This window comes from Nocardia sp. NBC_01503 (assembly GCF_036327755.1).
Taxonomy (GTDB): Bacteria; Actinomycetota; Actinomycetes; order Mycobacteriales; family Mycobacteriaceae; genus Nocardia.
Window position 1 is genome coordinate 1,512,388 of the sequence record NZ_CP109596.1, and the last position, 20,499, is coordinate 1,532,886.

At 70.0% G+C, this 20,499-nt stretch carries 1 protein-coding gene (only partly in view); it reads right to left on the reverse strand.

Features of this window, described 5'->3' with window-relative positions:
* A protein-coding gene (locus OHB26_RS07000) for a WXG100-like domain-containing protein (RefSeq protein WP_330183406.1) crosses the window boundary here: on the reverse strand, positions 1–20,499 show its 3' portion. The gene runs 7,131 nt beyond the window's last position; the window shows 20,499 of its 27,630 coding nt (coding positions 7,132–27,630); its start codon lies beyond the right edge, outside the window — the gene reads right to left on this strand; the stop codon is at positions 1–3.

The following is a 20,499-nucleotide window of genomic DNA, read 5'->3' on the forward strand; positions in this document are numbered from 1 at the left end:
TCACCCGAAAATCCCCACCCGGCGCACCGGATCGGCGAGCACATCGCGAATCAGCAGACCCAGATCCGCGTCCGCGCCGACCGGGCGATAGCGCAGCTCGCACTGGGCATGCCCACCCGCGGACACCACGAAACGGGTGAAGCCCTGGGCCGTGCGCTCCCAGCTGGCCTCCGCGCCCAGCTGGTCGATCTCGATCGCCTGCTCCCCCACCCGCAGCACCAGGCCCTGCGGGGCGCGGTAGAAGACGACCTGCACACCGTCGCAGTCGCCGTAGACACCCGAGAGCGCGCCCGTCGCCATCGGGGCCGATTGCAGCAGGCCGGTGCCGGGATCGAAGGTGGCGAACTCGCCGTACCCGGAATGCGAACGCAGATAGATCATCCCGTTCTTCACCGGACCGCCGCCCGCGCGCGGGAAGCGGCGATCACCGCGGCCGCCATTGCCCTTCGCACCATTGCCCGCGGCCTGACCGCCCGGCGGCATGACCGGGGCGCCACCCATCGGGTAGCCCGAACCATTCGCTGCCGCAGCGCCATTGGTGTTCGAATCGCCCGGCGTCGCGCCCTGCGAGGTGCCGGGATCGCCGAATCCGTGGCCGGGGTCGAAGCCGGAGGGTGCGCCCGGGCCGCCGGGCAGCGGTGTCAAGGCGGGAGCGCCGGGACCACCCGGATTCGCGCGCTCGCCAAGGGATTCCAGTAGTCGGTTCACGGCTTCGGCCGGATCGTACTGCCGTGGTGCGCCATTCGACGGCGCACTCGGGATCGGTGAGCCGTCGGACGGTGAGTGCGAGGTGGTGCCCGGCGAATGGTACGGCGGGTACGGCTGCGACGGGTTCGGCCAGCCATTCGAGCCACCCGGCTGCGAATCGCCCGGCCAACCCGAACCCGGCATGGGAATGCCCGGCGGCCACGAATCGGTAGGCGGCCAAGCGCATCCCGGCGGCCAGCCCGCGGGCGGATACGGGGCGGTCGGCGGCCAGGGCATACCCGGCGGCCAGCCCTCCGGCGGCGTCGGAACATTGGGCGGCATCGGAGGTTCCGGCAAGTGTGGCAGCTGCGGCGGCTGTGGCAATTGCGGCCGCGGTATCTCCGGCAGTTGCGGCATATGCGGCTGCGGCATCGACGGACGGCCGGGCCCACCCGGCTGCGGGTACGGCTGAGGTTGGGGCTGCGGTTGGGGTTGGGGTTGGGGCTGCGGCTGTGGTTCCGGCTGCGGCTGCGGCTGCGGCTGGGGCTGCTCACCCGCAGGCGGAGTCCACGGATACGGCTGCAACGACGGCTTCGGTGTGTAATCCGGCAGGTTGTAGTCGGGATCCTGATGCGGCACATGCGGTATGTGCGACCGCACATGCGCCCAATTCGGCTCGTCCCGACGCCGCGTCTCATCCGAATCCGGATCATTGCCATTCGGATCACGCGGATCCGACCCATCCGTATCCGACCCATCCGTATCCGAACCGTCCTGATCCGGGTTGTCGGGCTCCGAATGATCCCGGTCCGAGTTATCGGGCTCCGAGTTGTCAGGCTCGGAGCTATTCGGATCCGAGCCATCCGAGTCGGATCCATCGGGATCGAGCACGCGCGAAGCGGTGCTGTGTGGGTCCGAGCCGTCAGGATCCGTGCCTTGCGGATCCGAGTCCGCGGAGTCGAGGGCAACGGGCTCCGAACCTGTCGTGTCCGAACCAGTTCCGTTGTCCTGGCCGGTGCCGTCGTTGTCGACAAGACCGCCGGTGTCCGCTGTGGACGGGGTGTCGCGATCGGTCGGCGGGGCTTCGTTGTTTGGTGCGACCGGGGTATCGGCGGCTGTGTCCGACTGCTGCGGCGAGACCGCTTCCTGCACCGGAGGCTGCTGCGGCACAGGCTGTTCGACTACCGGGGCTCCGCGCCGCACCGTCGGCTCGGACGCGGGAGCGGGCTGGGGAAATCCCTGCTCGGCCGCCGGGGGGCGTTGGGGCGCAGGCTGTTCAACCCCGGGAGGCTCGTGCGGCGCAGGCTGCTCGACGGCGGGCGGGTGCTGCCGCAACGCCTGTTCCACCGCCACTGGGCGCTGCGGTGCACCGTTTTCAACGGCCGGGGTCCGCTGCGGGTGAGCCGCTTCCGTTGTGGGGGGCGGGGGTTGGGATCCGCCGGAGGGCTGGTGCGGGGGCTGGGGTGCGGGGGATCCGCCGGTGGGCGTACCGGTCTGCTGACCCACCTGATGCGCCTCATGGCCGGACTGTCCCGCGACCGGAGGACCCGTTACCGGTGGCACGGTAACCGACTGTGCCGCTGCCGATTCCGAACCGCGTGACGGATGTACAGCGGCGGGGGCCGCACCCGGATGGGTCGGGCCGCCCGGCTTGGCGGGAGTCGCACCGCCGGACTCGCCGGGATCGGTATCGGGATCGGGTGGCGGCTTACCGGGTCCGGAATCGCCCTCGGGCACAGTCGATCCGGGATCATCGTGTGTTCGGCTCGCGGTGGAGCCGTCCGGCGACCCGACCTCGTTCGAGCGGTTCGGACGCGTATTCGCTTCGAGGGCAACGGGTTCCGAGGGCGTGCGGGCGGCCGGGGACGGGGCGTGTTCCGCGACCCAGTCGACGAAGGCTTCGGCGTTGTGCAGTCGCTCGGCGGCGGCACGCAATTGCTGGAAGGCCGCGCCCGGGTCGCCGGTGTCGAGGCGGATGGTGCTGCCTTCGAGCTCGGTCATGGCTCGGTCCAGCTGGTCCGGGGTGAGGTCGCGTTCGCTGGTGTTGAGGCCGGTGCTTTCGCGGAGGTGGGTGATGGCTCGCCGCAGCTCGGCGCGGGCATTGTCGACCGCGCGGTGTGCGGCCGCCTCGCGGGTGTCGGCGGCGGCGCGGGCGGCCGATTCCAGGCGCCGCTGTTCGGCCTCCCAGCGCGAAACCCGGTCCTGGGCACGGATTTGGTGTTCCGCGGCGTCGGCCAGTTCGAGGCGGGCGCGATCGGGGGCGGACGGGTTCGAGCGGTGCGTATCGCCGAGTTCGGCGCGGGTGGCGTGAATCCATTCGCGGGTCAGGTCGTTCGCGGTCAGCGACGGATCGAAGGCGAGGAGGGTATCGCGCAGGGCGGACGCGCCCTCCAATTCGATTCTCGCGTTGGAGAGTTCACGCCGCGCGGTCTGCTCCGGCGTCGCGCCGTCACGGTAGGCGGCGACCGCGTCGTCCTGGGCGGTGGCGAGGAATTCCTGTGCCAGACGGTAGTTCTGGGCGGCATCGCGCAGCGGGACGAGTTCGTCGGTCCAGACGTCGGCGCGGTCGTGCGCCATCTGCGACATGCGATCGACCTGGTCCAGGACGCGGTCGAAGCCGAGTCGCGCCAGACCGGGATCTGCGGCGATCACCGCGTCGAGTTCGGTTCGCGCCGAATCGACTTGGCGTTGCCACACCTCCACGGGCGTCTCCGCCGGACCTGCCTCCGCCTCGACCGCTTGCCGCAGCGCCGACTCCAAGTCCGTCACGCGCTTCTCCGCATCGGAGAAGTTGCGCGCCGCGTCGACGAGATCGGAGATGCGCTGTTCGTGGCCCGGCAGCGTGCCCGCCTCCGCGGCGAGGCGGGTGCCCAGGTAGTCGGCGGTGCCCGGCATGCGCTGCGGGGTGAGGTCGCTCTCGCGCAGCGCGCGATCGTCCTCGAGGTACATGCGCCCGACGGCGTAGTCGCGACCGTCCCGCGCCAGGTCCAGGAGATGCCGCGCCTCGGCGAGTTCGTTCGCCAATTCTCGCGGTGCGCCCGGTGGCGGTTCGGGTTCCGGCGGATTGGTGAGGTCGTGGTGCTCGGCGGCCAGGCGCGCCAGCTCCTCGATATCGGCCGCACGCGCCTGGACCTCGGCGCGCATGGTCTTCAGGACCTCGGCGAATTCGTGTGGTTCGAGGCGCTCGTGCTTGTCGATCTTGCCGTCGCGGTAGACCTCGTACACCTCGGTGTAGCGCGCATTGCGCACCTTCCGCACCAGGGCCTGCAGCTCCTCGGAGGTCAGCACCCGCGCCGGATCCTCGACGCCGGACCGGTACGCGTCGTAGGCCCTATCCCAGGAACCCTGCGCGCGGGTGTGCAGCACCTCGGCGAGCTGCGCCGGAGTAACCCAGTCGTGCAGTTCCTTGGCGTATTTGGTGTAGAGCTTGACCTGGCGCTCGACATTGTCGATATCGAAGCCGAGCAGTCGGTCCCGCACACCCGCGGCCTCCGGCGGATGATCGGAGATCGGTGGCTCGCCGAGGGATTCGTGCAGCAGCGCGCGCAGCAGCGCGGACGCCTTCCCGCCATGAATCGGCAGTTCGCCGTCGGCCACGCGCGGATCGCTGAACGGATCGAAGCGCATATTCCGCCGGAACGGATCGAGACCGCTGATGGTCCGCACGTATTCGGCGAGACCGGCCAGCAATTGCGGGCGTTCGGCCGTGCGATGCAGCAGGTTGTTGATGGCCTCCAGCACGGCCTTCGGACTGGTGGATTCCGGTTTCGGTCCGTAGCCGATGACCTCGTTCGTCGGCTTGTCGATCTTGTGCTTATGCGCGTACAGCTCTTCCGGCGGAACCCCGAGCCGCTCGGCCAGCCGGTCACGCGCCGCGAGCAGCACCGATTCCTTGACCCCGGACTCGTTCAGCGCCTTCGCATAACCGAGCAGATCCTCGACCGCCTGCAACCGCCGCGCGGCCCGGATGCCCGGATCGGCCAGCGCCTGCGCCACCGTCTCCGGTGTCATCGCGTCCGGGTCCAGCTTCAGGCGGTGCGCGAGATTCTTCAGCGTGCGATCGAGATCGTGGAAGCTGTCGATGGCATCGCTGGAACGGATGAAATCCGCCATGCCCTCGATCTGCCCGGCGCGCGACGCATTGTCCTGCTCGAGTCCGGCGATGGTGCGGTCGAGGTTCTCGCCGAGGTCCATCGTGTAGATGCTCAGACGCTTGGCCACCGCATTGCGTTCCGCGCGCACCACATCCGGGTCGCGCGGCACGGCGGCCTCGGTGCTCGGCGTCGTATGTGGTTCTAGCGCAACGTGTTCGGGCTGTACGGTGCGCCAGGCGCCGTCGCCATCCCGCAGCAGCAGGGTCGGCACACGACGGCCTTCGACATTCAGCTCGTGATAGAACGCCTCGGGTGCGAGGACCGCGCGCACGAACGGACCGTCCGGGGTCATGCCGACTTCGCGGTAGAAGAGTTGCAGTTCACCGCGATTCAGCTGTGCGCCCAGTTCCGGGTGCGCGGCGAGGGCATTGGCCAGGCGGACATCGAGATCGGCGTCGCCGTGGATCACCACGAGTCGGTTGGGATCGCCGGGGTGTGCACCCGGGACCACGCCGACGCCCGGTTCCAGCTCTACGCCACCGTGCGCCTCCAGCCAGGCGCGGGCGACGCCATCGGACAGTTCGGTCGCATGCGCGCGGGCCTCGGTGTCGGCGTGCACGAAATCATCGACAGCGGACGTCAATTCAACGAATTTGTCGTAACCGTCGCGCAGCCGCATCCGCAGATCGGCGATGGCGTGCGCGATGCCCTCGGGCGTCTCGAGGCTCTTCAGCGGGACTTCGAGCAGCTGCGCCCAGTTGGACCGCTCATCACGAATCTGATCCCGTCGGAGCGCGTCCTCGAACAGTTGGCCCGCACGACTTTCGGGACGCTCCTGGTCGATATCGTCGAAGTGCCTGGCCCATTCGCCGCCATTGTTCGCGCCCAGGAAGTCGAGCGCGGTGACCGGTGGCTGCCTGGGACGCCATTCGAGCGAGGTGTCCGCGGGATCGACCCCGGCGAGTTCCCGGCGGCGCGCGGCCTTCTCCTCCTCGATCGCCTGTGCGTCCACCGCATGGGATTCGCGCACATAGCGCCCGAGCGGATCCTTGTCGAAGAAGCTGACCTCGCTGTACGGGACGGCCTGATCCTGCTCGTTGAATCGCATGGCGGCATCCCGCAGCGCCTCGATCGCGCCCGCGCGGCGGACGAGCTGATGGGTCTCGGCTTCGAGCGCGCGCTCCAGACTCTCGGGGTCGAGACCGGAGAGTTCGACGCGCTGGGCACCGGCGATCCGCCGCAGATCGGCGAGTGCGAAATCGCGGGCATCGAGCGCGGCCGCGAGGGGTTCGGGGACCGCGGGACCCCAGTCCGTCGGGCGCGTCGGTTCGGGGAGCGTCGGTTCCGCGGGCGGTAGCGCGGCCTGCCGCTCGGCGGCTTCCGCGAGATAGTCCGCCTCGGTGGGCATTTCGGCCAGTCGCAGGCTTTCCTCGACCTCGGCCCGCAGGATCGGATCGGCCTCGGAGTACCACGGCTGGTACTCCTCGCCGTTTCGCATGTACATGGGGATCACCGGCGCGGAGATGTCGGCGACCCGGCCGATCTTCTCCGCCAGCCACGGCCACGACTGCACCAGCGGAATATGCTCCCGGGACTGGACGAAGGTGGCCAGCTCCTTCCACACGCGGGCCGGATTGAGGTCGTCGTGCTCCGCGTCGAGGTGCGACAGCTCGTGATGGTGGATTTCGGTGCCGAAGTTCTTGGCGACGCTGATGAAGAACTTCTTGTCCTGGCTCGAACCGGACGGGTACTTCGGGGTGTGGTCGTGGAAGCCGTGCATCATACGACGCCACATGCGCTTGAGCAGGCTCTGCCGCGGCTTCGCCTCGTCGGCCTTCGACACGGGGTGCGACGGCAGTTCGGGGCGCGTGGACACCTCGACACGGTAGGTGCCGTCCGGGTTCTCGGTGAGGCGCACGTGCACCCGGTTGCCGTCGGCCTCCAGCACCGCGCGCAGGCCGTCCGCCGGGTTGTAGCGGGTGGCGGCCACCAGATCCGCGACATCGGCCGTGCGACGCAGAGTTTCGGCGCGCAACTCGCGCACCGTCCGGTCGATGGCCTGCGGGGTGGCGACGCGCTCCGGGGCGACGCCCAGACGGCGGGCCCAGTCATCGCGATCGGCCGCGTGCAGTGCGCGAGCCTCCGGATCGGTCTCGGCCTCGTGCCGGATACCGGCCTGTTCGAGGGCCTCGATGCCACCGGCGCGCAACAGGTTTCGGAATTGCAGGTCACCGGCGATCTCGGACAGGCGCGGCGGAGTCCGTTCGGCGTCGGAGAGGCCGAGCCGGTCCGCGATCTCGGTGCGCAACTCCTCGAGTCCGATGGCGCGCGGTTCCGCCTGCGGCGCAGGACGATTCACCTCGGCCCAGGGTGCCAGCGGCAGGTCCCGCAGGGTCTGCCCGGGACCGGGAATCGGCTGAGTCTCGGCCTCGGACAGGTCCGGACGGGTTTGTTCAAGGCCGTCGGGGCGGGTCTGTACGGCGTCCGGGCGGGTCTGCTCCAATCCGTCGGGGCGAGTCCGGGCAGCGTCCGGGCGGGTCTGCTCCAATCCGTCGGGGCGAGTCCGGGCAGCGTCCGGGCGGGTCTGCTCCAATCCGTCGGGGCGAGTCCGGGCAGCGTCCGGGCGGGTCTGCTCCAATCCGTCGGGGCGAGTCCGGGCAGCGTCCGGGCGGGTCTGCTCCAATCCGTCGGGGCGAGTCCGGGCAGCGTCCGGGTCGGTGGCGGTTTCCGACCGGGGCCGGGCGGCCGGAAGTTCGGGGCGGGTGGCGTGTTCGAGCTCGGCCGGATCCGAGTGGTCGTCGAGGCCGAGGGCGCGGCGCTCATTGTCGATGGCGCGCAACTCTTCCGGCGCGACCTCGGTCCGCCAGTACTTCTCGCCCTCGTAGACCTCGTCCACGGACAGCGGGCGGAAGTCGTCCCCACCCATGGCCGACGGCCCGACAGCCTGCTCCGGATCGCCGAAATGCCCGCGGGCCCTGGCCATCTCGGCGACTTCCCAGAGGGCGGACAGCGGATCCCCATGCCGGGTGAGCGCCTGCCCCAAACCCAGATCCTCGGCGAGCTGCCGCGCGTACGCGTCCCGTGCGGCCGACTGGACCGGCGACACCTCCCCCACCGGGGACTCCCGCAGGAAGTCCGCCACCGCCCGCAATGCGGGCGAGGCGACCGCCGGATCCACCGGATGCACGACCGTGCCCTCGGTCGCGCCGGTCGGCAACTCCATCGTCTGCGTCTCCGCCGAATGCGGATCCGCCTCTCCCTCCGGCACCGGCGCGGGAGCCGCCAGCGGATCCCGCACGGTCACCTCATGGGTCGCCTCATGCCCCGGGGTCGCCGACTCCCCCGCCGGACCGGTGACCGGATCAGGTTGCGCGCCCGCCTGATTCGGGACAGTCGCCGTCTCATCCCCGGCAGGTTCACCGGCCTTCCCATCTTTGGCGAGATCGCTCGCGGCCTCTTCCTTGGCAGGGTCGCTCGCGGCCTCATCCTTCGCGGGATCGGACGCGCCCTCGTCCTTGGCGGGATCGGTGGCGGGGTAAGACTCGGGTGCCTTCGGGCGCTCTGTCCTCGCCTCGGTCGGTATCGATTCGGCGGACTTCGGTTGTGGCCCTGTGGGTTCGGGTAGCGCGCCGGGGGTGGCCGGGCGGATCGGGGACGGGCCGTTGCTCGGGGAACCGCCGGGGGTTGGGTCCTCGGGCGGGGTGGTGGGGCCGGTGTCGCCCGGATCGGTGGGATCGGTCGGGTTGTGGTCGCCGGAGCCTTCCGAACCCTCGTTCGGGTCGGAGGACGAGGGTGTGCGCGGGGGCTTGTTCGGCGGGGTTCCGTCGCCCGCGCCGCCCGCCTCGGGGATCGGACCGTGCGCCGTATCGCCACGATCCGCGAACGCGATGCGGGGATCGACCGGCCGGGTGAAGGGAGCGGATTCGGCCGGGGGCGTGTTGTCCCGCGCCGCGTGCGGATCGATCGGGGGCACGGCCTCGGACTGCGGTGTGGCCGCACGGTCGTCGGGGTTGGCGAAGGCCACTCGGGGGTCGACCGGCTTTGTCGCGGGGGCGGCTTCGGACGGGGGCAGGGACGGGGATTCCTCGCGGGTGGCGAAGGCTATGCGGGGGTCGATCGGTGGAGTGGCGGCGTGGTCGGCGACCCAGTCGGAGAAGGCGTCGGCGAGGTGGAATTGTTCGGCGGCGGAGCGGAGTTGGCGGAAGGCTTCGGTGGGGTCGCCGGTGGTCAGGCGGATGGTGCTGGTTTGCAGTTCCCGCATGGTGGTGTCGAGATCCGCCGGGGTGAGCCGGGATTCGTCGACATTCAGGCCGGTCACGGCGCGCAGGTTGGTAATCGCCTCGCGGAGGGCGGTGTGCGCCGCATCGTGGGCGCGCTGGACCGCCGCTTCGGGGGTGTCGGCGGCAATGGCAGCGGCGGCGGCCTGGCGGGCCTGCTCGGCTTCCCAGCGCGAGACGCGGTCCTGCGCTTTGTGCTGACGATCGGCGGCGTCGGCGAGCTCCAGGCGGGCGCGGTCGGCGGCGGAGAGGCCGGGTCGGTGTGCGTCGGCGAATTCACGGTGGGTGGCGGCGACTGCGTCGGGGGTGAGGTTGGCGGCGGTGAGCGGCAGGCCGAACAGGGCCGCGTTGAGGTTGGCGTCGGCGGCCAGGAGTTCCCGCCGGGCGGCGTCGAGTTCGCGGGCGGCGGCCTGCTCGGGAGTCTCGGCCGCATGGGCGGATTCGGCCTGCTCGGTCTTGGCGGTATCGAGGAATTCCTGGGCATGCTGATAGCGGTGCACGGCATCGCGCAGCGGGATGAGATCGTCGGTCCAGATATCGGCCTGGTCCAGCGGCATGCGGGACATGCGGTCGACCTGATCGACGACCCGGTCCAGGCCGACGCGGGCCAGGCTCGGATCGGCCGCGATCAGGGTTTCCAGATCTGTTCTGGCGGAGTCCAATTCGCGCTGCCACACGTCGACCGGCGTCTCATTCGGGCCGGACTCGCGCTGAACCGCCTGTCGCAGTTGGGATTCCAGCTCCGCCACCCGGGTTTCGGCGCGCGTGAAATCACCCGCCGCGTCCACCAGATCCGCGATGCGCCGATCATGATCGGGCAGTGTCCCGGCCTCATCCGCATTGCGGGTGCTCAGGTAGTCGGCGGTCCCGCGAATGCGCTCGGGGGTGAGATCGCTGTCCACGATGGGACGGTTGTTCTCCAGATACATCCGCCCGACGGCATGCTCGCGCGCATCACGAGCCAGGTCGAGCTGATGCCGCGCGGTGGCCAGGTCACCGGCTAGGTCGCGCACACCGCGTTGCGGCGCAACGGGTTCCGGCGGTGTGGTGAGCTTATTGTGCTCATCGGCCAGCCGTTCCAGTTCCTTGATATCGGCTTCGCGGTCGCGCACCTCGGCGCGCATGGTGTCGACGACCTCGGCCAGCTTCTCCGGACTGAGCCGCTCATGCTTGTCGATCTTGCCGTCGCGGTAGTACTCGTAGACCTCGGCGTAGCGGGTGTTTCGCGCGGTATCCACCGCACGGGTCAACTCCTGCGGGGTGAGCAGTTTGCTCTGGTCCGCGGTGCTGTCCCGGTAGAAGTCGTAGGCGGCTCGCACATCTCCGCCGTCGAGAATGCGCAGCACCTCGCCCAACTGCGCGGGACTCAGCCGATCGTGCAGTGACCTACCGCGCTCCTCATACAGTTCCACGGTGCGCGGAATGTCGTTGACATCGACGCCGAGCAATCGCGACCAGACGCTTGCCGCCTGCGAGGGATTATCGGAAATCGGCGGCTCACCCATGGATTCGTTCATCAGCGCGCGCAGCAACGCGGGCGCGTCGGAATCGTGAATGGGCACTTCGCCGTCGGCGGCACGCGGATCCCGCGCCGGATCGATTTGCAGATCGCGGCGGAACGGATCGAGATCGCTGAGCGTATTGACGTACTCGCCCAGCGCGGCAACGAGTTCCGGGTTCGGCCCGGAGCGCTGTAGGAGGTCGTTGACCGCGTGCAGCAGCTCATTCGGGTTGGTGCTCTTGGGATCCGGCGCGTACCCGACGACCTCGCCGAGGTTCTTGTCCACGACATGCTTGTTCGAGTACAGGTCCTCGGGTTCCACACCCAGGCGATGCGCCAGCCGATCGCGCGCGGCCAGCACCGTGGCCGCATCGACATTGTCGCGCAACACCTTCGCGTAATCGAGCAGGTCACCGATCGCCTGCAGGCGGCGCACCTGGCGCATGGACGGATCGGCCATCGCCTCGGCCAGGGCCTGCGGTGACAGATCCTCCGGATCGATGCGCAGTCGATTCGCCAGATTCTCCAGCCTGCGGTTCAGGTCGTGGAAATTGTCGATGGCGTCGCTGCTGCGGATGAAGTCCGCCATGCCCTCGATCTGCGCTGCGCGCAGGGCGTTGTCGTGCTCGAGCGCCTTGATGGTGTCGTCGAGGAAGCCGGGGCCCAGATCCATGCGGTAGACCGAGAGCCGGGCCGCGACCTCATTGCGTTCCGCGCGAACCACATCCGGATCGCGCGGGACGGCGGGCGCGGTCTCCGGCGTGGTACGCGGATCGAGGGCGATATGCGGCTCGGGGGTGGGCTGCACAATCCGCCAAGGGCCTTCACCGTCGCGCAGCATGAGCATGGGCAGGCGGTCACCGCCCTCGGGTCCGTGATGGAACAGGACCTCCGGCGTCGGATGCGGGTTGACGTGCAGCTGACCGCTGTCGGACAAGCCGATGACGTGGTAATCGAGTTGCAGCTCACCGTGGTTGAGCTGTGCGCCCAGCTCCGGGTGCGCGGCCAGGGCATCGGCGAGACGAGCGTCATGATCGGAGTCGCCGCGAATGACGACCAGCCGGTTGGGGTCGCCGGGATGTGCGCCCGGATGCACGCCGACACCCGGCTCCAGCATGACGCCGCCCTGTCCGTCCAGCCAGGCGTGCGCCGCGATATCGGCCAAATCCTTCGCGTGCGTGCGGGCTTCGCCGTCGAGCTGCTGATAGTGGTCGACCGCGTCGATGAATTCGCCGAGCCGGTCGACGCTGTCGCGCAGTTCCATGCGCAGATCGCCGAGGGTGTGCCGAATCTGGTCCGGGGTGAGGCCGTCGAGCGATTCACCGATCAGCTGCGCCCAATTCGAGCGTTCATCGCGGATCTGATCGCGCATGAGGGCGTCTTCGAAGAGTTGACCCTCGCGGCGGGCGGCGAGCTCGTCATCCGGATCGTCGAAGTGCTTGACCCATTCGCCGCCATTGTTGACCGGTAGCGCGTCCAGCGCCGAGGGGCGAGGTTCGCGGGGGCGGAACTCGAGCGAATCGTCGTCCGGGGATACTCCAGCCTCCGCACGGCGGCGCTGGGCGCGTTCCTCTTCGACGCGCACGGCCTCGGCGAGACGGGCCTCGCGGACATAGCGGCCCAGCGGATCCTTATCGGAGAAGCTGGCCGGGCTGTACGGGATGCGCTCATGCTCGACATTGAAGCGGGCGGCCACATCTCGCAGCGCCTCGATCGCACCGGCGCGGCGCATGAGCTCATAGGTGGCATTGTCGACCGCGCGGCGCAGCGCCTCGGGGGTCGCGTTCGGTAGCTTGATGCGCTGTTCGTCCGCGATGCGCACGAGATCGGCCAGGGCCGCGTCACGGGCATCCAGGGCGGCGGCCAAGGGCTCCGGCATATCCGGGCCCCAGTTCTTCTCGTGCGGGGCCTCCAGTTGCGGGTGCTCCGGATCCTGCTGCGGGGCAGGGATTTCCGGGTAGTCCGCCTCGGTCGGTAGTCCGGCCAGGCGCAGCGACTCCGCTATCTCGGCGCGCAGCACCGGATCGGCTTCGGAGTACCACGGCTGGTACTCCTGTCCGTCGCGGGTGTGCATGGGCACGACATCGCCGGATATATCGGCGATCCGGGCGGTGAGCCGGTGCAGGACCGGCACGCGCTCGCGATCCTGGTAGATCGTGGCGACTTCCTTGACGATGCGGACCGGGTTGAAATCGTCGTCGATATGGGCGAGGACGTCATTGTGGATGAGGTCGCCGAGGCCGTGGGTCAGGTTGACCTGGCCCTTCTTATCCCAGCCCGAACCGGACGGGTATTTCGGTGTGTCGGCGTGGTACCCGCCCATCATGCGCTGCCAGATACGGCGCAGCAGGCCCGGGCGCTTCTCCTCGACGGCCTTGCCGGGGTCGGGCGGCTTGGGCAGATCCGGGCGCGGGACGACCTCGACACGCTTGCTGCCGTCGGCGTTCTCGGTGACGCGGATGTGCACTCGGTCGTCGCCCGCGGTCAGCACCGCGTGGATGCCGTCCGCGGGGTTCTCGGTGTGGAAGGTGGCGGCCATCAGGTCGGCCACATCCGCTGCGCGACGCAGGGTTTCGTCGTGCAGGGCGGCAATGGTGGCGTCGCGGTTGACGGGGCTCAGGGCCTGCGGGTCGTCGACGCGCAGCAGGCGCGCCCATTCGTCGCGTTCGGCGGTCAGTCGGGCGCGTTCGGTGGGGTCGAGAGCTTGATCGCGCTGGCGGGAGACCGTATCGAGGGCGTCGATGGCACCGGCGCGCAGCAGGTTTCGGAGTTGCAGCTCACCGGCGACATCGGGCAGGTGCTGGCGGGTCAGATCATCGGCGGAGAGGCCGAGGCGGTCGGCGATCTCGGTGCGCAGCTCATCGAGGGTCTGGACGCGCGGATCTTGGTGCGACAGAACGCGATTCACCTGCGACCAGGGTTCGAGCGGCAGATCCCGGCGCGCCGGGGTGCCCGGATCGGGACGGGTCCGCGGGTTCAGCCCCCGCTCACGCTCCGCACCGGAGAGCGGACCGAGATCCTCCGCCCGCAGGGCGCGCGGCGGCACACCCCGATCCGGATCACCGAAATGTCCGCGCGCCCGCGCCCTTTCGGCCACCTCCCGCAGCGAAGCCAGCGGATCCACATGCCGCGACAGCGCCGGACCCAGTCCGAGCTCACTCGCCAACTGCCGCCCGTACGCCTCCCGCTCCGGAATCCGCGCCCCCACAACCGGACCCGGCGACTCACTCAGGAACTCCCCCACCGCCCGCAGCGCTGGCGACGCCCGCACCGGATCCACCGACGCGACCACCTCCCCGTCCCCCCGCACACCCGAGGGCAACTCCATAGGCTGTGTCTGCGCCGAATGCGTATCCCCCGGCGGCACGGCAGCCAACGGATCCCGCACCGTAACCTCGGCCGTCGCCTCATGCCCCGGCGCGACCTCAGCCGTCGGCGCTTCACTCGCGGGCAAGGTATTCTCGCCCTGGCTCAGGGGGACAGTCGGCGCTTCACTCGGTGGCACAGCGAATTTCGCCGTATCCACCTCAACGGTGGGAGCTTCGCTCGGCGGGACCGAGAGCTCGGCAGTGTCGACTTCGGCCGTCGGCGCTTCGCGTGCGGGCACGGTCGGCTCGCCGGGCTGCAACGGCACCGTGGGTGTTTCGCCTGCGGGCGTGGTGGATTCGGGGCCGTTGCGGTAGTCGGCGTATTCGACCCGCGGGTCGGTGGGAGGCTCCGAATTCTCGGGTGAGGTGCGATCGTCGGTGCCCTCGATACGCGGCTCCGATGTCGCGGCGGGTTCGGGGGACGCGGGGTAGTCGGCCCAATTCACACGTGGGTCGGCCGGGGGGTTGGTCGGCGGCTCGGATTGCAGCTCAACCGTTTCCGGCCGCGGGTAGTCGGCCCAGTCGGCGCGGGGGTCGGTGGGGGTTGCGGCGGCGGGGTCGGTGCCGGGGCGGGTCGGGGTGCCGGGGCGGGCAGGGGTGGGGCCGTCCGGGCCGGAGGGGCCGGGGCCGCCTGGGGTGGGATCGTCGGGGGTGGTGGGGGGTTCGGGGTCGGGGCGGCCGCCGGCGATCTCCCAGAGGAAGTCGGCGCGTTCGGCGGAGATGCGGGCCAGCCAGTCGGCCGTTTCGGCTTCGAAGCGGGCCCAGCGCTCGTCCATGGTGCCGGGGATTTCCTGATCGGCGAGGCCGCGCAGCCATTCGGCGCGTTCGGCGTCCATGCGCGCGTCCCAGTCGGCTTGTTCGGCGGCTATGCGCTCGAACCAGGCGTCCGGGCCGTCGGGCTCGGACGCCGCTGCGGCGAAGGGAGGTTCGGCCGGGGGTTCCCCGCCGCCGTCCCCGCTCGGATCGGGTTGCGGATCGACGGGGGGTGCGGCGTTATCCGCGGGCTTCTCGTAATCCGCCCAATCCACTCGCGGATCAACCGGAGCCGCGGCCTCCTTCGACGGCTTGGGGTAGTCGGCCCACTCCCCTCGCGGATCGGTCGGGGGCACCTCGGCTGTGGACGGTTGGGGATAATTCGCCCACTCGACGCGCGGATCGGTGCGGGTGGCGGATTCGGTGGTGCTCTTCGGGCCGCCGGGGCCAGCCGGGCCTTTGTCGCCACCGCCCGGATCGCTCGGCCCCTTGGGACCGGTGGGGGTGCTGCCGCCGGGTTCGGCGGTGGGACCGGTGAGGTTGTCCTTCACCCAGCGGGAGAAGGCGTCGGAGCGGTGGAAATCGGTTGCGGCGGTGCGGAGTTGGGTGAAGGCGGCGTGGGGGTCGCCCTGGTCCAGGCGGATGGTGCTCGACTCCAGGGCCGCCATGGCGTCGGCGAAGAGGGATGGGGTCAGGTCGCGTTCGCTGGTTCGGAGGCCGGTGACGTCGTGGAGGTTCCGGATGGCTTCGTGGAGAGCGTCGCGGGCGGTCGCGCGGGCGCGGTCGGCGGCCTGCTGGACGGTTTCGCCGGCGTTCGCGGATTCGATGCGGTGGACTTCGGCTTCCCAGCGCGAGACCGTCGCCCGAGCGCGATCGACTCGATCCGCGGCAGCGGCCATTTCGGCGCGCGCCTGCGGATCGGTGGTCGCGGGGCGGGACGGCGCGGTGGGGTCCTGGCCGTCACGGCCGATATTGGTGACATCGCGCAGGATTTCGGCGGTGCGGAGATCGAATTGCGCATCCGACAGCGCGCGCCGCGCGGTCTCGATCGGGGTCTCGCGCGCCCGCATGGCGTCGACCGCATCGGATTGTGCTGCGGCCAAACCATTCTCGGCCAGATGCATACGGCGGGCACCGTCGACGATGGCCTCTACGCGATCGTGCCAGGCGGCCTGTTCCGCGACCGGCAGTCGTCGTGCGGCGACCTCGTCGATCGCGGCGGTGTAGTTGTCCGGGGTGAGGTCGGCGATATCGAGGGGCAGATTGCCGATGGCCGCGCGCAGGTCGGCGTGCGCCTGCTCGAGCTCGCGCCGCCACGCCTCGATCGGCGTCTGCGCCGGTCCCGTCGACTCCGAAACCGCCGCATCCAAAGCCGATCGCAGTTCCGCGACGCGATCGGTGAGGCGGTTGTGCTCCTGCGCCGATGCGCGCAGGGCATCGACCCGCTGATCGAGCTGCGCCTGCGACGTACCCTCGGGTTCCCGGGTGCCCAGGTAGTCCAAGGTGCCATTGAGCCGCCCCGGGGTCAGATCGGAATCGCCGATGGCGCGCATCGGCTCGACCGGAATCCGCGAGAGGTGGTAATCCCTGACACCGCGCGCACTGTCGAGATCCGCTCGCGCCCTGCCCAATTCGGCGGCCAGCTGCTTCGGATCGGTCGACTGCGGTGCGGGCGGCGGTTCGGTCAGGCCGTTGTGCTCGGCGGCCAACCGCTCCAGATCATTGATATCGGCGGTGCGTTGCGCGATTTCCCCGCGCAGCTTCTCCAGCGCCGCGTCGAGCTTCTCGGGGGTGAGCCGCTCATGCTGGTCGAGCTTGCCGTCGCGGTAGACCTCGTACACCTCGGCCCAGCGCTTGGGGTCGGTTCCCAGCTCCACACCCAGCAGTCGCGACCACGCGTCGTTCGCCATGGACGGCGCGTCCGAGGTCGGCGGCTCGCCGACCCGATCGGTCATGAGCTCGCCGAGCGCGCCGATCTCCTGCGGCCGGTGAATCGGCAGTTCGCCTTCGGCGACGCGCGGGTCCAGGTTCGGATCCAGGCGCAGGCCGTCGGTGAACGGATCGATCCGGTCCAGCGCATGCGCGTATTCGGTCAGCGCGGCGAGCAGGTTCGGCCGATCGCCGGGCCGGTGCATCAGGTTGGCGATGGCCTCCTGTAGCGCGGGCGCGTCGATACCCTTCGGATCCCACCCATAGCTGGTCAGATCCTTGCTGTGCTTGCGGGGGAACAGGTCATCGGGTTCGATGCCGAGCCGCGTCGCCAGCCGATCGCGGGCCGCCAGCGCCCCGGCCTCGTCCATTCCGCGCAGCGCTTTGGCGTAGTCGGCCAGATCCTTCAGCTGCTGTGCGCGCAGCACGGCCGGAGTCTTCGGATCGGCCAGTTCCCGCGCCAACCGCTCCGGGGTCAGCTCGTCCGGCTCCAGGCCGAGCCGGTTCGCCAGATTGTCCCGAACCTGGTTCAGCTTGTGGAAATTGTCGATGGCATCGCTGGTGCGGATGAAATCCGCCATGCCCTCGATCTGCGCCGCCCGCAGCGCGTTGTCGTGATGCAGCGCCGCGATGGTGTCGACGAGCCGGTCCGAGCGGAGGTCCATGTGGTACTGCGTGAGGCGCTCGGCGACCTCATTGCGCTCGCGGCGCACCACCTCCGGATCCCGCGGGGTCTCCGGCCGCGCGGCATCCGAATCAGGGTGCGGTACAACGGCATCCAAACCGGGTGAGGCGACCCGCCAGGGACCGTCATCGGTGCGCAGCATGGTGACCGGCATACGGCGGCCGTCCACATCGAGGTCCTGGAATCGGACCTCGGGGGGCCGCTCACTCTCCAGAATGTGCACCTGGCCCGTGTCATCGATCAAAGCCAGGCGGTAATCCAGGTGCAGTGCACCGGAATTCAACAATTCACCGATATGCGGATGCTCGGCGAGGAATCCGGCCAGATGCGCGTCATGGTCCTCCTCACCGCGCATGACGACCAGCCGGTGCGGATCACCCGGCGCGTCACCGGGATGAATTCCGACGCTCGGATCGAGGGTGACGCCGCCGTGCTCATCCACCCAACCGTGCGCGACCTCGTCGACCACCAGCTGGCCCTGCTCACGGAATGCGTTCTCCGCGTTCAGGAAATCGTCCACCGCCGTGGAGAAGTCACGCACCGCGTCGATCCGGTCACGCAATTCCAGGCGCAGTTCGGCCAGCGTGCGATGGAGCCGCTCATCCGGGGCGAGGGCATCCAACTCGACCCCGAGCAACTGTGCCCAGTTCGAGCGCTCATCGCGAATCTCTTCCCGCCGCAGGGATTCCTCGAAGAGCTTGCCCTCCTTGCGGGTATTGGTGTCATCGCCGAGGTCTTCGAATTCGCGGGCGGGTTCGGCGCTGTTGTTGACGCCCTCCCACTGCAACAGGGCGGTGCTGTCGCCCTGCGAGCGCGCGATCTCGCGCAGGAATCTGCTGAGCGGGTCATTGTCGAAGATGCTGACCTCATCGCTGTACGCGATGCGGGCGTTCTCGGTGTTGTAGCGCTCGGACGCACTGCGCAGGCCCTCGATGGCACCGGCTTGGCGCAGGGCCAGGTAGTTCGATTCGTCCAGCGCGCGCCGCAGGGTGTCCGCGTCCACATTCGTGAGGTCGACACCGGCGAGGTCGGCATGCCTCTGCAATTCGGCCAGCGCGGCATCGCGGGCGTCGAGGGCATCGGCGAAGGGCTGCGGCAGGTCCGCGGGGTGCCGGTGCTCCTGGGTGGCCGCGTTCGGATCACCCTGTGCCGGTGGAGGTTCGGTGGTCGCCTCGCCCGGCGGGAGTTCGGCGTGCGACTGCCCGGGCGGGAGTTCGGTATGCGTCGGACCCGCCGTGGGATCCAGCCCCGACAACCGCAGGCTCTCCTGAACGGCGGCGCGCACCTTCGGATCACCCTCGGTGAGCCAGGGCTGGTATTCACCCTCCCGGGTGCGCATGGGCACGCCGTCGCCCGCGATGGTCGCGATCCGGCGGCTGAGCAGGCGCAGCAGCGGCATCCGCTCGCGCGCCTTCCAGATGGTCGCGCCCTCTTTGCCCAGTCGGACGGGGTTGAAGCCGTCCTTCAGCGATTCCAATTCGTGGTTGTGGATCAGGAAGCCGACATCGTGGACGATCTCGACCTGATACTTGCCGTCCTGTTTGGAGCCGGAGCCGTATTTCGGTGAGTGGCCGCCGTATCCGCCCTTGAGGGCATCCCACAGCTTGCGCAGGAGGGAGCGGTGCGGCTGCTCGGGCGTGGCCTTGGGCGCGTTCGGCGGCTTGGGCAGGTCGGGACGGTTGACGACCTCGATGCGCTGATGGCCGTCGGCGTCGGTGGTGACCCGCACGTGTACGCGCTCGCCATCGGCTTCGAGCACCAGGTGGCGGGTGGTGGGGGTATCACCGGTGTAGTTGGCGGCCGCCACCAGATCCGCGACATCCTCCGCGCGGCGGACGGTTTCGTCGCGCAGCTCTGTCAGGAAGGCGTCGCGGTGTTCGGGGACGAGGCGGCCGAGGTCATTGCCGTGCCCGAGCAGGCGCGCCCAATCGTCGCGGGCGGCGGCGATCTGTGCGCGATGCTCCGGGCCGGTGATGTCGTCGTGGTGCTGCGTCAGCCGCGCCAGCTCCTCGATGGCCCCGGCCCGCAGTATGTTTCGGAATTGCAGCTCACCGGCGAGTTCAGCCAGGCGATGCGGGGAGAGATCGGATTCGTCCAGGCGCAGGCGCGCGGCGATATCGTCGCGCAGTTCGGACATGGACAGCGCGCGCGGCTCGTCCGAGACGCCCTCGCGGACCGGGCCATCCCACGGGTTGAGCGGGAGTTCCCTTGGCGGTGTGCCGGTTTCGGGATCCGGATGGGTCCGGCCGGAGGTCAGTTCGGGGCGGTCCGGGTGTCCGGCGAGTTCGCGGGCCGCCTGCGCGGCATCCTCTTCCGCACCGGCGCGGGCCAGGCGCTCATCGAGACCGAGTCGGTGCACCTCGGCTTCCATGGCCGCCACCTGCGCCGGATCGGCCTCGGTGCGCCAGTATTCCTCACCCGCGTACCGCTCCTCGGCGGTGAGCGGCACCAGATCCTCGGGCCGCACGGGCGTGGGCGGACGCTGCTGCTCCGGATCACCGAAAAGGTCTCGGGCGTGCGCGGTTTCGGCGATATCCCGGAGCGCGGCGAGCGGATCGGGATGGCGGCTCAGCGCCTCGCCCAGGCCGAGCGCGTCGACGAGCCGGGCCGTCTGGGCCTGCTGCTCGGGGGTGCGCGGGGCCGCCGCCTGCTGCGGCGGCAGCTGGCGCAGATGATCCGCGATATCGCGCAGGATCGGCGACGCGACCGCCGGATCCACCGGGTGCGCAACGGCATTCGCGCCCTCGCCATCCGGGGTCGGCGCGGGCAGCTCGACGGTCACGGCCTCTGCAGCGGGCACCTCGACCGTCGGGGCCTCCGACGCGGGCACCGGGAGTTCCAGCGTGTCCGCATCCGGCGAATGCAGCGGTGTACCGGCCTCGTTCGGGGGGACGGGCAATTCGGCGGTCGCGGCGTCCGGCGAATGCTTGGGCGCACCAGGGTCATTCGCCGTCGACGGATCGCCCGGGGTGAGGGGAACCGTGGGTTCCCCCTCGTTCGGGTTGTACGCCATTCGGCGGCTCGGCGGACCCTCCCGGTCATCGGGGGTCGAGCCGAGATCCCGCGGCGACTTCGGGGTGCCATCCGGATCGACCGGGGTATGGGGGTCGGCGGGCGGGGTGGGCGCGAGCCCGGCGGCCGGTTCGGGCGCATCTGCCGGGAGCGGTCTCGGCGGTTCGACGCCGCGCAGGGCCGCACTGTCGAC